Here is a 14163-nt window from a genome sequence, read left to right as displayed (position 1 = left end):
GGGACGCCGGCGTCCCCCATTTTTTGCTGGTTCGGCTCAGGTGGACGCGGGCATGCCACCAGGACGGTTGAGGTCGCGCTTCTCCGCCCAGACCGTGCGCACGGCCGGGTACTGGTTCAGCAGCTCGCCGACCGTGCGCGAGGTGTAACCCTTCTCGGCCATCCCCCGCAGGAGCACCCGCGTCGCCTCACCGCGTTCCAGCTCCGCCCCGGTGACCGGGTCGAGGGCGCCCACGCCGTCGCCCGAGTGGTCGTGCAGCAGCACGAAACCGCCCTGATGCAGCGAACCGATCGCCCGTTCGGCGATCACGCCGGCGTCCGCGCTGTCCCAGTCGCGCGCCCACGCCGACCAGACCACGACCTCCAGGCCCAGGGCCCGGGTGGCCAGGTACTGCCCCACGGTCTGCGCTCCGTAGCAGGGACGGAACAGCGTGACCCGACGTCCGGCGACCTGCTCCAGACGACCCTTGCCGTCCTTGATCAGTGAGAGCGCCTTCTTCAGCGGCAGCGAGCTGAGCCGGGTGTGGTCGATGCCGTGCAGCGCGACCTCGTGACCCCCGCCGATGATCCGGTGGATCAGGTTCGGGTACCGCTCCGCCTGCTCGACCAGCACGAAGAAGGTGGCCCGCTGACCGGCGGCGGCCAGCGCGTCGAGCACCTGCGGGGTGTACTCCGGGTTCGGGCCGTCGTCGTAGGTGAGGCCGACGACCTTCTCGGTGGTCGCGACGCAGGCGACCGTACTGACCGCGAGCAGGGCGGGGCGGCCGTAGGTGAGCACCTTGTCCGGCCCGGGCAGCGGCCGCTCGCCGACCTCGTAGTCGCAGACGTATCCGCGGCGCACCAGCGTGGCAGAGAGATCCAGGACGGGCCGCCGGGCGGCCTGAGCGGGGGCACCAGTCATGGTGCGACCTTATCGACCGGGTCTGCCGGTTCCCGGGGCCATCACCCAGGGCCACCGAGGTGGAGCAGAACGACAACGTTCGGGGGATCCGGCACTCACAATGCGTTGAAGGAGTACACCGAACCGGCTACGGGGGACCGAAGTCGGTCATCACCACACCGCGGCGCTGGATACCCTCGAGCTCTTCTTGATTTCGGAGGATTTCCAGATGTCCGTTCAGCACGTCGGCGTCATCGGCGCCGGAATCGTCGGTCTCGCCGTCGCCCGGAGGATCACTGAGGTCTACCCCGGCACCCAGATCACGGTGCTGGAGAAGGAAGACCGTCCGGCGGTCCACCAGACCGGCCACAACAGCGGCGTGGTGCACGCCGGCCTCTACTACACCCCGGGCTCCCTCAAGGCCACGCTCTGCCGCCGCGGCGTCGGGCTGCTGAAGGAGTACACGCAGGAGAAGAAGCTCCCCTACGACGAGTGCGGCAAGCTCGTCGTGGCGATCAACGAGGACGAGATCGCCGGGCTGAAGAAGATCCAGGAGAAGTCCGCCGCGAACGGCGTGCCCGACGTCACCTGGCTCGACAATGTGGGTCTGCGCGAACTGGAGCCGTACGCGGCCGGTGTCGCCGCCCTGCACTCCCCGCACACCGCGATCACCGACTACGTGGCCGTGACCGACGCCTACGCCGACGACGTGCGCGCGGCCGGCGGCACCATCGAGTTCAACTTCCCGGTCGACGGGATCACCCAGTACAACGGCAAGGTTCAGGTGAAGTCGAACGGCCGCACCCTGGTCTTCGACCGGCTCGTGGTGTGCGCCGGCCTGCAGTCCGACAAGGTCGCCACCTGGGCGGGTGACGACGCGGGCCCCGCGATCGTGCCGTTCCGCGGTGAGTACTTCCAGCTGGTGCCCGAGCGCACCCACATGGTCAAGGGCCTGATCTACCCGGTCCCGAACCCGGACTACCCGTTCCTGGGCGTGCACTACACCAAGCGCGTGCACGGCGGCGTCGACCTCGGCCCGAACGCCGTGCTGGCCTTCGCCCGCGAGGGCTACTCCCGGGGCACGATCAAGCCCTCGGAGCTGTTCGAGACGCTGAAGTGGCCGGGCATGCGCAAGCTGGCCCAGCAGCACTGGCGGATGGGTGCCGGCGAGATGGCGGGCTCGTTCAGCAAGAAGCTGTACGTGAAGTTCGCCCAGCAGTACGTGCCCGAGATCCAGGCGGCCGACCTGGTGAAGGCCCAGGCCGGGGTGCGGGCCCAGGCCGTGGACCGCGACGGCTCGCTGGTCGACGACTTCCGCATCTCCAAGCTCGACAAGGTCATGGCGGTGCGCAACGCGCCCTCCCCGGCCGCCACGTCGTCGCTGGCGATCGCCGAGTACATCACCGACGAACTGCGCGACCTGATGGTCTCCGCGACCAGCTGAGGCACCTCCCGGCGGCACGGGCCGTGAGATCCGCGAGCGCGAACGATCTCACGGCCTGTGACAGGTGTTGCGCATATCCGGATTCTTCATCCTTTCTTCCAAGGCGTGAGCGCATCGCCTCCGGCACCCTGGCATGCTTACGCCAGGGGGCAGCAGCGCTGCTGTCGTTCCGCCGGGCGCTCCAGCCGGGTGAACGGGAGATGCCAAACCTCATCCGAACAGCCAGAAATTACTGGCGGCCCGGGATCGGTGGTTCGACCGGCAAAGCTCCGAAAGATAGGTTTCGGTTGCCTGGTTCTGAGACCAGTGTTTCTCCAGTGACTACGCAAGGTAGTCAATGATGCCAGTACCGTCACTCGACACCTGCGTTGCGGTAACGAAGTCTGCATTGGCTCACGATGAAGATGACGAGACCGTACGTTGGCAGTGACGGCAGTGCGGGGCTGCGGATGACACAGTGCGACAGGGAGGGCTTTAAGTGACGCTCCGTGATCCGATGGGCAGGGCTTCGCGAGACGCCGGGGGTACTGTCCCGGACACCCGCCCGGACGAACCACGGCTGGTCATCGATGTTCGTGGGGGCTCCGTCCCCGACCGGCAGCTGACCAGTCAGAGCGCGGCCCAGCCCGGCTACGGGGGTTACGCTCCGCAGGCCCCGTTCAACCAGCAGACCGCGACCCAGCCGATCCAGCTACCGCAGCTGAATCAGGCCTCGCGACCCGGCGCCGACCTCCACGTCACCCAGGGTGCGCAGGACGACGACCCGCCGGCCGGTTCCTGGACCGGGCCGCTGGTCCGCGCCGGCATCCGCCCGATGCTGGTGCTGCTCGACCTGATCGCCTGCCTGGCCGGGGCCCTGGCCTCGGGCGGGGTCCGGCCGATCATGGGTCTCTTCACCCTGCTGCTGATCTCCGCCTACGCCACCGCCGGTCTGTACCGCTCGCGGCTGTCGCCGGGCATCCTCGACGACCTCCCGGCCCTGTCCGGCCGCCTCCTGGTGGTCCTGGCCCTGACCGTGACCGGCCAGCTCACGCTGAACCAGCTGCGCTGGGACGTCGAGATGGTCGACTGGAAGCTGCTGGTCGCCGCCGCGGTCACCGGGGTCGCCACGGTCTGCCTGCGCAGCATGGCCTACGGCCTGGTGCGCTACGCCCGCCGCACCGGCCGGATCGCGCACCGCACCCTGATCCTCGGCGCCGGCCGGGTCGGTACCTACCTGGCCGAGTCGCTCTCCCAGCACCCGCAGTACGGCCTCCAGCCGATCGGCTTCCTCGACATCGACCCGCCGCGGCCGGGCGTCAGCGCCTCGCACCGCATCCTGGGCCGTCCCGAGCAGCTGGTCGAGGTCCTGCTCGACCACCAGGTGCGCAACGTGATCGTCGCGTTCGGCTCGATGCGCGAGTCCGAGCTGGTCGACATCATCCGCACCTGTGACCGTCTGCACTGCGAAATCTTCGTGGTACCGCGCCTGTTCGAGCTCCACCACGTCGGTGGCGAGATGGACACCGCGTGGGGCATGCCGCTGATCCGCCTGCGCCGCGCCGCCTACCGCAGCCGCGCCTGGCAGGTGAAGCGGGCCATCGACATCGCCTTCTCGGGTTTCGCCCTGATGTGCCTCTCGCCGCTGATGGCGGTCATCGCCGCCCTCGTGCGCATGGAGGGTGGCCCCGGCATCCTGTTCAAGCAGGAGCGCGTGGGTGTCGACGGTCAGCACTTCTCCGTGATGAAGTTCCGTTCCCTCAAGCCGGTGGACGAGACCGAGTCCGCCACCAACTGGAACATCGCCCTGGACGACCGTCTCGGTCCGGTGGGCAAGTTCCTGCGTCGCTCGTCGCTCGACGAGCTGCCGCAGCTGCTGAACATCCTGCGCGGGGACATGAGCCTCGTCGGCCCCCGGCCGGAGCGTCCGCACTTCGTCGACACGTTCCGCAGCCAGCACCCGCACTACGTCGCCCGGCACCGGGTTCCCTGTGGTCTCACCGGCCTGGCCCAGGTCAACGGCCTGCGCGGGGACACCTCGATCGCCGAGCGGGCCCGTTTCGACAACTACTACATCGAGAACTGGTCGCTCTGGCTCGATATCAAGATCCTGATGCGGACGGCGATGTCCGTGATCCGGGCCGAGGGCGGCTGATCCGACGCAACGGTGTGCTGACCCGATGCGTCAGACACCGGTGGCGGTGCCCTGGGCCGAACCGGTCAACCCTGGCCGGAACCACAACAGGCGCCGTCATACTGGGTCGCCGAGGCCACCGCAGCACCATGCGGTAATGCGCCGAGCACCCCCGAACCCGACCGTTCACCCCCCATGTGCGAGGAATGCCCTGTGACTGAACAGCTGCCCGTCTCCGAGATCCCCGTGGTCCTGCTCGCAGGGGGCATGGGTACCCGGCTCCGCGAGGCCAGCGGTGACAAGCTGCCCAAGCCCATGGTGGACATCGGCGGCCGGCCGGTGCTGTGGCACGTCATGAAGATGTACCGCGCCCACGGCTTCCGTAAGTTCGTGATCTGCCTGGGCTACAAGGGCGACACGATCAAGCGCTACTTCCTCGACTACCGCGAGCAGATGGGTGACTTCACCCTGACGCACGACGGCGCCCAGCCGGTGTACCACTCGGCCGGCCAGGTCGAGGACTGGGAGATCACCTTCGTCGAGACCGGCCTCCAGACCGGTACCGTCGGCCGCGTGAAGAAGGTCGCCGAGCACCTCAAGGCCGACCAGTTCATGCTCACCTACGGCGACGGCGTCGGTGACGTCGACATCAGCAAGGTGGTCGAGACGCACCGCGCCGGTGGCCGCATCGGCACCGTCACCGCCGTGCACCCGACCAGCCGTTACGGCGAGATGCACGTGCAGGACGGGCAGGTCGTCGAGTTCAACGAGAAGCCCACCCTGGCCACCGGCTGGGTCAACGGCGGCTTCTTCATGTTCGAGCGCAGCTTCATCGACGACTACCTCGCGCCGATCGACGACGACTCGATGATGCTCGAGCAGGTGCCGCTCCAGCAGCTGGCCCGCGACGGTCAGCTCACGCTGAACGGCCACGAGGGTTTCTGGCTGGGGATGGACACCTACCGGGACTGGACCGAGCTGAACAAGATGTGGGACAAGGGCGAGGCCGTCTGGAAGTTCTGGAAGGACTGAGCAGCCCCACCCCGCACCGCACACATACCCGAGTACGTACGACAAGGAGCAATTGACCATGAAGGTCCTGGTGACAGGCACCGAGGGGTACCTGGGCTGCCTGGTGGCGCCCGAGCTGATGAAGCGTGGTCACGAAGTGATCGGCGTCGACACCGGCTACTACCGGCAGGGCTGGCTGTACAACGGCGTCCCGTTCACGGCCCAGACGCTGGCCAAGGACATCCGTGACATCACGGTCGGCGACCTCGAGGGTGTCGACGCGATCGTGCACATGGCCGAGCTGTCCAACGACCCCCTGGGCGAGCTGCTCTCCGAGGTCACCTACACGGTCAACCACAAGGGCTCGGTCAAGCTCGCCGAGATGGCCATCCAGGCCGGCGTCGAGCGCTTCGTCTACATGAGCTCCTGCAGCGTGTACGGCGTCGCCGAGGGCACCGTCGACGAGAACTCGCCGGTCAACCCGCAGACCGCCTACGCCGACTGCAAGACCCTGGTCGAGCGGGACCTGAGCGCCCTGGCCTCGGACAACTTCTCCCCCACGTTCATGCGTAACGCCACCGCCTTCGGCGCCTCGCCGCGGCAGCGTTTCGACATCGTGCTGAACAACCTGTCCGGCCTGGCCTGGACCACCAAGAAGATCGCGATGAACTCGGACGGCACGCCGTGGCGTCCGCTGGTCCACGGTCTGGACATCGCCAAGTCGATCTACTGCGCCCTCGAGGCCCCGCGCGAGGCCGTCCACAACGAGAAGTTCAACGTGGGCAGCAACGAGCAGAACTACCAGGTGCGCACGATCGCCGAGACCGTCGGCGCCGAGTTCCCGGGCTGCGAGGTCACCTTCGGCCCGGCCGGGGGCGACAACCGAAGCTACAAGGTGAACTTCGACAAGATCTCCTCGCAGCTGCCCGGCTTCTCCTGCGACTGGGACGCCCAGAAGGGCGCGGCCCAGCTGCACCAGGTCTTCCAGTCCATCGACATGGACGAGGCCACCTTCACCGGTCGCGGCCACACGCGCCTGAAGCAGCTCGAGCACCTGATCAGCACCAAGCAGCTCGACGCCGACCTGTTCTGGACCAAGGAGGCGGTGGCCCAGTGATCATCACCAAGACGCACATCCCCGACGTCGCGATCATTGAGCTCGACCGTCGCGAGGACGACCGGGGCTTCTTCGCCCGGACGTTCGACGTGGCCGAGTTCGAGGCCGCGGGCCTGAACCCGGCCGTCGAGCAGTGCAACATGTCGTACAACCACAAGGCGGGCACCCTTCGCGGGATGCACTACCAGCTGGCGTACGCCCCCGAGGTCAAGCTGATCCGCTGCGTGCGCGGCGCGGTCGTCGACCAGATCGTGGACATGCGTCCCGACTCGCCGACCTACCTCCAGCACGTGTCGGTCGAGCTGACCGCGGAGAACCGCAAGGCGCTGTACGTGCCCGCGATGTTCGCCCACGGTTTCCAGACCCTGGTCGACGACACCGAGGTGATGTACCAGGTCACCGGTAAGTACACGCCGGACGCCGAGCGCGGCCAGCGGTACGACGACCCGGCCCTGGGCCTGACCTGGCCGCACGAGGTTACCGTGATCAGCGACAAGGACAAGTCCTGGGCGCTGCTGGAAGGTGCCGCCCAGTGATCATCGTCGACACCGCGCTGGCCAAGCGCGAGGCCGAGGGCAACCCGGTCCGGGTCGCCCTGGTCGGCGCCGGCTTCATGGGCCGCGGCTTCGTCAACCAGGTCGTGAACTCGGTTCCCGGCATGGTCGTCGCCGCCATCGTGAACCGCACGCAGGCCAACGCCGAGCGTGCGTACACCGAGGCCGGCGTGACGTCGTGGGAGGTCACGCAGACCGCGGAGGCAACCTCCAAGGCCGTTGCCGCAGGCATCCCGGTGATCACCTCGAACTACGAGGCCGTCACCCTGGCCGAGGGCATCGACGCGATCGTCGAGGCCACCGGCAACGTCGAGTTCGGCGCCCACGTAGTGACTTCGGCGATCGACGGCGGCAAGCACGTGGTGCTGCTGAACGCCGAGGTCGACGGCACCGTGGGCTCCGCGCTCAAGGCTCGCGCCGACGCCAAGGGCGTCATCGTGACCGGTTGCGACGGTGACCAGCCGGGCGTGCAGATGAACCTGGTGCGCTTCGTGAAGAGCATCGGCCTCACGCCGCTGGTCTGCGGAAACATCAAGGGCCTGCAGGACGAGTACCGGAACCCCACCACTCAGGAGGGTTTTGCCAAGCAGTGGGGGCAGGACCCGCACATGGTGACCTCCTTCGCCGACGGCACGAAGATCTCCTTCGAGCAGGCGATCGTGGCCAACGCGACCGGTATGACCGTGGAGAAGCGCGGCATGCGCGGCTCCGACCACCGGGCCCACGTCGACGAGCTGACCGGCGCGTACGACGTCGAGGAGCTCAAGGCGGCCGGTGGCTACGTCGACTACGTCGTCGGAAGCCAGCCGGGCCCGGGCGTTTTCGTACTCGCCACGCATGACGACCCGAAGCAGAAGCACTACCTGAACCTGTACAAGCTCGGTGAGGGCCCGCTGTACAGCTTCTACACGCCGTACCACCTGTGCCACTTCGAAGTTCCGCTGTCGGTGGCGCGGGCCGTGCTGTTCAACGACGCCGTGATGCAGCCCCTGGGCGCGCCCACGGTCGAGGTCGTCGCGGTCGCCAAGCGCGACCTGAAGGCCGGTCAGACGATCGACGGCCTGGGTGGTTACGACACGTACTCGGTGGCCGAGAAGGCGTCGGTCACCAAGGACGAGAACCTGCTGCCGATGGGCGTCACCGAGGGCTGTGTCCTTCTGCGCGACGTGGCCAAGGACGAGGTGCTCACCTACGCCGACGTCACGCTGCCCGAGGGCCGGCTGATCGACAAGCTGCGCATCGAGCAGGCCGGGCTCTTCGCCTGATCCTGGTCAACCCCACAAATTGAGGACGCCTCGGGAGTCTCCAGAGGCGTCCTCAATTTTTGTTCGGGTCACTTGGAGAAGAGCTTTCTGAACGTGGCCCCGGCCTTGGGCATGCCGTCGAGCGCGTGGGTGCCCTTGGTGTCGGTGGTGAAGTCGAAGTACGCCTGGTAGCCCACATGGTTCTGCGGGTTGTCGATGAACTCGTACATCTGCTGGATGAAGTACGGGTTGTCGCCCCCGCCGTGACCGTCGGGGCGCTCCCAGAGACCCCATTCGGGCAGCGAGAGCTTCTTGCCCTGCGACTCCGCGAAGTCCGACCAGAAGACCAGCCCGAACCGGGCGTCCAGAATGTTCGCCCAGGCCGCCTCCTGGTGAGACAGGCGGCACGCCGAGGTGCACTCGGCCGGGTACGGATAGGCGTCTTCCTCCCAGGAGATGTCGTAGACGTCGACGCCGATGTAGTCGACGTACTTCTTGCCCGGGTAGTAGACCGTCGAGTCGTAGGTGTCGCCGCCATTGTTGACGTTCCAGTCGAACTTCAGGCCCTCGGCGCCCGGCACGGCCCGCATGGCCTTGACGATCCGGCGCCAGTAGGTGACGAAGTCCCCGTTGTCGTCGGGCTTCGGGTGCCAGGTCCAGCCACCGACGTTGAACTCCCAGCCCAGCCGGATGATCGAGTCGCCCTGGCCGTGTGCCACGAGGTTCTGCGCGAGTGCCTTGAAGTAGCGGTCGTACTCCCCGTCGGCGCCCTTGGCCAGGCTCACCGAGCTGACCTGGGTCGGCAGCATCGCGACCGCGTAGACCATCGTGTAACCGGAGTTCTGCCAGGTGCTGAGCATGTAGGTGGGGTTGGCCACCTCGTCCCAGGTGGTGCGGCTGGAATAGTCCACCGCGTAGGTGGCGTCTTTCCCCAGCCAGTCGGAGAACTGCCTCACCTCGGAGGGCGAGGTGCCGCGGAAGACCCCGACCGGCACCTTCTTCGCGGCGCCGGTGGTGACCGGGGCCGCGGTCTCGGTGACCGGGGAGGTGCCCGTCGCGGCGACCGTGGGCGTGGCCGACGTGCCGGATTCCTTCTTCCCGCCCGTGCCCAGCGCGTACGCAACACCACCGATGACCATCAGTACGGCCAGGATGGCCGCGATCACCGGCACCCGGCGCCGGTTGGTCCGGTCGTCTTTGGGCTGGCGGAACGACGGCTGATGACGCGGGGACGGCGAGGTGCGGCTGCCTCCGAGGCTCGGGAAGCTCGCCCCGCCCTCTCCGCCGGGGACGTGCCGCTGCTCTCCGGAGGTCCTGCCGTCGTCGCGGGCCTCGGACTCCATAGGGAAGAAGCTCGACCGCTGCTCTCCGGTATTGAGTTCTTTGCCGCTGTCGTGTCGAAAACCCCGGGGGTTGGTGCGGTCAGCCCCGTCGGCCTGGTCGCCACCCCGGGACGAGCGGATGCGCTTCAGGATGTCGGTGGCCGCGGTCAGCGGGCCGAGACGGCCGGCCGACCGGGACGTCGGTTCGCCCCGGCGACGGCCCTCCCCGCGGGAACGCCGGCTCTCGTCGGGGTGGCGCCGACTCTCGTCAGGCCGGCGCTGTCCGTCGTCGTCGCGGGGGTTCTCGCCGCTGCGCAGGCGTGAGCGCCCGGCCCAGGGCTGCTCGTGACGGTCGGAGCGGTCCGAGGTGTCTTGCCGGCCACGCCGATCTCGCGGTTCCTCCTGGTCGTGCCAGCCCCGCCGGCCCTCTTGGTCCTGCCAGCCTTGCCGACCCTCCTGGTCCTGCCAGCCTTGGCGGCCCTCCTGGTCCTGCCAGCCTGGCCGATCCCGCTGACCCGGCCGACCCGGCTGACCCGGCTGACCCGGTCGACTCGGCTGGCGCTGCGCACTCTCCTGCGCTGTCCGGCGTGAGCTGTCCACCTCACCGCCGCGCGAGCTCTCCCACTCCTGGCCGCGCGAGCTCTCCGCCGGATTGCCACGCGGCCTTACCGCCTCACCGCCCCGCGGCCGCTCGGGCCCAGGCCGGGAAGAGCCCGGCATCCCTCGACGTGCGTCTTCGGGCTCGCTCCAGGAACCCTGGATCTCGCGACGGGACCGCTGGCCGTCGGGGCGCTGGTCGTACTCGTCGCCCGATGCCCGGCCCTGCCACTCATAGCGGGGGTGGGTGCTCGGCTGCTCTTGCCCACCCCGGCCACGGGAGACCCGATTCGGCCGGCCGTAGCCGGATGTCCGCTCGGGACGGACGGTTTCACGCCCGTTCCGATCCTCTTCAGCGGCGTAGGGGCCACGGCCGTCGTACGGGGGTTCCGCGCTGGGACCCGCCCCGTAGGGATTCGGCCGGTTCGCCGGGTGGTCAGGCATGACCGATCCTTGGCCTCACGCCCTGAACGGCCCGTCTCGACAGCTCGCAGAAGCTTTCGCCGGGCGTGTCAGAGCGCTGCGGGGTCACGCTCAGAGAGTGTAATCGGTTCGGAGAATGTCCGCTTCGCCCCGCAGAATCCCATAGCTTCGCACGTCGCGTTCAGCTACACGACTTTTAATCCGCGAAAAGACCACGGAAAGTTTCCTTTGCATCCTGGTACGTCGTCATCAATTTGTGCGGGCCGTCGTCGCCGTTGAACTCGAAGTAGGCCTGGTAGGCCACCCCGTTGTCCGGATCGGCGATGAACTCCCCCATCTTCTGCAGGTACCAGACGTCGAGCCCACCGCCGTGCCCGTCCTGGCGTTCCCACAGGCCCCATTCCGGCAGCGACATCGGCTTGCCCCGGTGCCGGGCGAAGTCGGACCAGAACTCCAGCCCGCGCTTGCCGCCGTAGATCGCCCGCTCCCAGGACCGGCGCTGACGCTCCAGCCGGCAGTCGCTGTCACAGTCACCCGGGTAGGGGTAGGTTCGCCAGGCGTACGAGACGTCGTAGGCGTCGACCCCGATGTAGTCCACGTAGTCGTTGCCCGGGTAGTACTTCACCGCGTCGAACTTGTTCTTGCCGTTGTTGGGGTTCCAGTCGAACTCGAAGTGCTGCCCCTCCACCGACCGCATGGTGTCGACGATCTGCTTCCAGTAGGCGATGAACGCGTCCTGGTCCGGCGTGGCCCAGCGTGAGCTCTCCAGGTTGAACTCCCAGCCCAGTCGCAGGACAGCCCGGGGCTGACCGGCTTTCACCAGGTTCTGCGCCAGTTCGCGGTAGTGCTCGTCGTACTCCCCGGTGGCACCCCGCTGCACCGTCGCCGAGGAATCACCCGTCGGGAGCAGCGCCACCGAGTACACCGGCCGGTACCCCGACCCTTTCCAGGTCTGCAGCATGTAGTCCGGGTCGGAGATGTCCTCCCAGGTCTCCCGCGTGGAGAAGTCCACCACCAGGTCGACATCACCGCCGAGCCACTGCTGGAAGGCGTCCGCGTCCTCCTTCGAGGTCCCGACGAAGACTCCGTTGCGCAGCTGCGGCACGGTGCGCTCGGGAAACGCGCCGGACGTGGCCTGGTCACCCACGGGATCGCGCTGCCAGAGCCAGTATCCGGTCCCGGCGACGACGGCCGCCGTGAGGGTGAGAACGCCCGCCACAAGGGCGAGACGACGCCCGTGGCGTCTGAGGAGCTCGAGCATCCGTGTTCAAGCCGTTCGGTGTGATGGCGCGCAGATATACCCGGTCCACCGGGCAGTTCATCCAGACTGACCGGGAGGGACGAGACGGTCAACCGCCACTCAGCGGTGACTCAGCGATGACTCCGGTCGGTCGCAAAAACGAAGAACGGCCACCGGTTCCGGTGACCGTTCCTCGTGATCGCAGTGCCCATAGGCGATTCAGGGCTGATTCAAAGGCGGCTCAGCGGCGACGGCCGCGGGACTCGCTCTCTTCCCAGCCCTGGTTGCCCCGGGCGTTGCTGTTGCTGTTGTTCCACGGCAGGTCGGCGTCTTCCGGCCGGCTCTGGCCGCCGTTGTTGTAGTCGCCGCCGTCGTAACCGTTCTGCCCGGCGCCGTAGCCCCGGTCGTCACCACCGAGCGCCGGGAAACCACCCGAGTTGTCGTTGATGATCGGCAGACCACGGGGGGAAGTGTCGTACATCCGGCCGGGGACCGAGCTCATCTCCGCGCGCTGGCGGCGACGGCTGTTCGTCATGTTGGGACGGCGGATGTGGTTGACCAGTACACCGGCCACCGGGATACCGGCGAGACGGCAACGACGCTGCAGCTCTTCGAGATCGGCCGGGGTGGTGACCTCGTCGATCACCACGACCGCGGCGTCGACCTGGCCGGCGAGCACGAACGAGGCGGAGGACGCCGGCAGCGGCGGGGCGTCGATGAGCACCAGGTCGGTGTCGTCGGGCAGCTGGTCGAGGATCGCCTGGACATCGGGCACCGGGTGCCCCTGCACCGGCTGGAGCACCTGGAGCCGGATGATGCCGAACTGGGCCCGGGAGGCCGCCTTGCGCTCGACCGCGTGGCCGAGGTCGATCCGGCCCTGGGCCAGGTCGTGCAGCGGAACCCGGAGCATGCCCGCGTCGGCCTGGGAGGCCGGGCGGACCGTGTCCTCGATGTTGAGGAGGAACACCCGACGGCCGTGGTCGGCCGCGGCCGCGGCCAGGTTCAGCGCGGTCAGGCTGGAACCGGCACCGTCGTGCGGCGCCGTGATCAGGAAGACACCGGGTGCGGTGCCGCGGATGTAGTCGAGGCCGACGGCCGCCATCCGGTAGGCGTCACCCGGCTCGGAGTACGCCGCGGCGATCGCGTCGTCGGCGGAGATGCGACCACGGTCGGGCACCTGGGTCAGCACCGGGGCGCCGAAGATGGCACTGGCCTCGGCCGGGCCGACCTTACGACGGGTGAATGACTGCGTGTACAGGGCGTAACCAGTACCGGCGATCAGACCGATCAGGGCCAGGATCAAGGCGTTGCGCACCGGCTGGGGCTCGGAGGCCGAGGTCGGCTCCACCGCTTCCTGCACGTTGCCGACACCGTCGCCGTAGACCGCGGCCGAGGCCGTGACCGCGCTGCTGGTGGCGCCGGACTTGCTCGACGCGGTGACCTGGTCGCGCTGCGCCTCGACCTGGGCCAGGCGCACCTTGCGGTAGGCGGCGACGACGCCGTCGGCGACGGACTTGGCGCCCGCCGGGGTGGCGTCGGTCGCGGAGACCGTGATGACGCTGGCATCTTCGGAGGTGGTGACCGTGATTTCCTTCGCCAGGTCGGTCGCGCTGCCCTTGAGACCGAGGTCGGTCTTCGCCTGCTCCATGACCTGGTTGGTCTGGATCAGGGCGGCCTGGTTGGCGATGTAGCGGGTGACGTCGGTGGTCGGGTTCTCGGAGATCGGGTCGAAATCACCCTGGGCCGAAATGAAAACCGTGGTCTCGGCCGTGTACTTGGCCGACTGCAGCTGACTGAGACCAATACCCAGCAGAGCCGCGACCACGACGCAGGCCAGGACCACCCAGCGTTCCCGCACGATGGCGTTCACCAGGCTGGGCGCCTCTTCGGCGGCCGAACTGCCGTCGGCCTGCCGCGCCGCCAAGATGTCCTGCACGCGTGCTCCTCCTGGTCGCGAAAATCTGTACCGGCCCGCAGCACCCCCCGAGTGCGGCCGAATGGGTAAATGCCCCGCAGCCGGATGGGTTCCTCCACATTGAGCCACCCGGTATCCGTGCGACAGTCTGTCACGAACGCCTAGCCTGGGCGGCAGAGTTGCGCAGCCTTGGGCTATATCGCCCCGATGATTGCGGCGATTGGGTCCGCGAGGGCAACACTCGGCCATCAGGCTGTCACGTCGCGCTCAACAACGCTGAGGCACCGAGCCGGTTCACAGGAGG

The 14163-nt window shown here is 68.1% G+C and carries 10 protein-coding genes; 6 read left to right on the top strand and 4 right to left on the bottom strand.

Annotated elements, in window-relative coordinates; all coding sequences use genetic code 11:
* Positions 1 to 36 precede the first annotated feature (36 nt).
* On the bottom strand, positions 37 to 900 hold the full coding sequence (locus LR393_RS12420) for a polysaccharide deacetylase family protein (protein ID WP_231484008.1): 864 nt from the start codon (positions 898 to 900) through the stop codon (positions 37 to 39).
* A 208-nt stretch (positions 901 to 1108) separates the two neighbouring features.
* Between LR393_RS12420 and lhgO the strand changes: the two genes are divergently transcribed.
* From lhgO to LR393_RS12390, 6 genes are all read left to right on the top strand, one after another.
* The gene (gene lhgO / locus LR393_RS12415; protein WP_231484007.1) at positions 1109 to 2323 is read left to right on the top strand and encodes an L-2-hydroxyglutarate oxidase; all 1215 of its coding nucleotides are present in this window, start codon (positions 1109 to 1111) and stop codon (positions 2321 to 2323) included.
* 478 nt (positions 2324 to 2801) lie between these two features.
* The gene (locus LR393_RS12410; RefSeq protein WP_231484006.1) at positions 2802 to 4457 is read left to right on the top strand and encodes a sugar transferase; all 1656 of its coding nucleotides are present in this window, start codon (positions 2802 to 2804) and stop codon (positions 4455 to 4457) included.
* 174 nt (positions 4458 to 4631) lie between these two features.
* On the top strand, positions 4632 to 5468 hold the full coding sequence (locus LR393_RS12405) for a glucose-1-phosphate cytidylyltransferase (protein WP_407937309.1): 837 nt from the start codon (positions 4632 to 4634) through the stop codon (positions 5466 to 5468).
* Positions 5469 to 5526: 58 nt separating this feature from the next.
* Complete coding sequence (locus tag LR393_RS12400; protein ID WP_231484004.1) at positions 5527 to 6564, top strand: NAD-dependent epimerase/dehydratase family protein; 1038 nt, start codon at positions 5527 to 5529, stop codon at positions 6562 to 6564.
* Positions 6561 to 7100 (top strand): dTDP-4-dehydrorhamnose 3,5-epimerase, encoded by a 540-nt coding sequence (rfbC, locus tag LR393_RS12395; RefSeq protein WP_231484003.1) that lies wholly within the window; start codon positions 6561 to 6563, stop codon positions 7098 to 7100. Before LR393_RS12400 ends, rfbC begins: the two co-directional genes overlap by 4 nt.
* Positions 7097 to 8383 (top strand): NAD(P)H-dependent oxidoreductase, encoded by a 1287-nt coding sequence (locus LR393_RS12390; RefSeq protein ID WP_231484002.1) that lies wholly within the window; start codon positions 7097 to 7099, stop codon positions 8381 to 8383. The genes rfbC and LR393_RS12390 overlap by 4 nt, the downstream gene beginning before the upstream one ends.
* A 68-nt stretch (positions 8384 to 8451) precedes the next feature.
* On the opposite strand, the gene LR393_RS35260 is transcribed toward LR393_RS12390, so the two are convergent.
* From LR393_RS35260 to LR393_RS35255, 3 genes are all read right to left on the bottom strand, one after another.
* Positions 8452 to 10725: a glycosyl hydrolase gene (locus LR393_RS35260; protein ID WP_269327075.1), complete on the bottom strand. Its 2274-nt coding sequence runs from the start codon at positions 10723 to 10725 to the stop codon at positions 8452 to 8454.
* Between the two features lie 175 nt (positions 10726 to 10900).
* Positions 10901 to 11923, bottom strand: a complete 1023-nt coding sequence (locus LR393_RS12380) for a glycosyl hydrolase (protein WP_231484001.1) — start codon at positions 11921 to 11923, stop codon at positions 10901 to 10903.
* A gap of 262 nt (positions 11924 to 12185) precedes the next feature.
* Positions 12186 to 13880: a Wzz/FepE/Etk N-terminal domain-containing protein gene (locus LR393_RS35255; protein WP_331282939.1), complete on the bottom strand. Its 1695-nt coding sequence runs from the start codon at positions 13878 to 13880 to the stop codon at positions 12186 to 12188.
* Between the last annotated feature and the right edge of the window lie 283 nt (positions 13881 to 14163).

It is taken from the genome of Kineosporia mesophila, from assembly GCF_021129235.1.
GTDB lineage: Bacteria > Actinomycetota > Actinomycetes > Actinomycetales > Kineosporiaceae > Kineosporia > Kineosporia mesophila.
Note: the sequence above shows the minus strand (reverse complement) of the source record. Positions and strands in the feature narration are given on the sequence as shown.

What these genes read in the sequence shown, in the direction of transcription:
- LR393_RS35260 (WP_269327075.1), bottom strand. Translation starts at nt 10,725, where the DNA reads ATGCCTGACCACCCGGCGAACCGGCCGAATCCCTACGGGGCGGGTCCC.
- lhgO (WP_231484007.1), top strand. Translation starts at nt 1,109, where the DNA reads ATGTCCGTTCAGCACGTCGGCGTCATCGGCGCCGGAATCGTCGGTCTC.
- LR393_RS12405 (WP_407937309.1), top strand. Translation starts at nt 4,632, where the DNA reads ATGTGCGAGGAATGCCCTGTGACTGAACAGCTGCCCGTCTCCGAGATC.
- LR393_RS12420 (WP_231484008.1), bottom strand. Translation starts at nt 900, where the DNA reads ATGACTGGTGCCCCCGCTCAGGCCGCCCGGCGGCCCGTCCTGGATCTC.
- LR393_RS12400 (WP_231484004.1), top strand. Translation starts at nt 5,527, where the DNA reads ATGAAGGTCCTGGTGACAGGCACCGAGGGGTACCTGGGCTGCCTGGTG.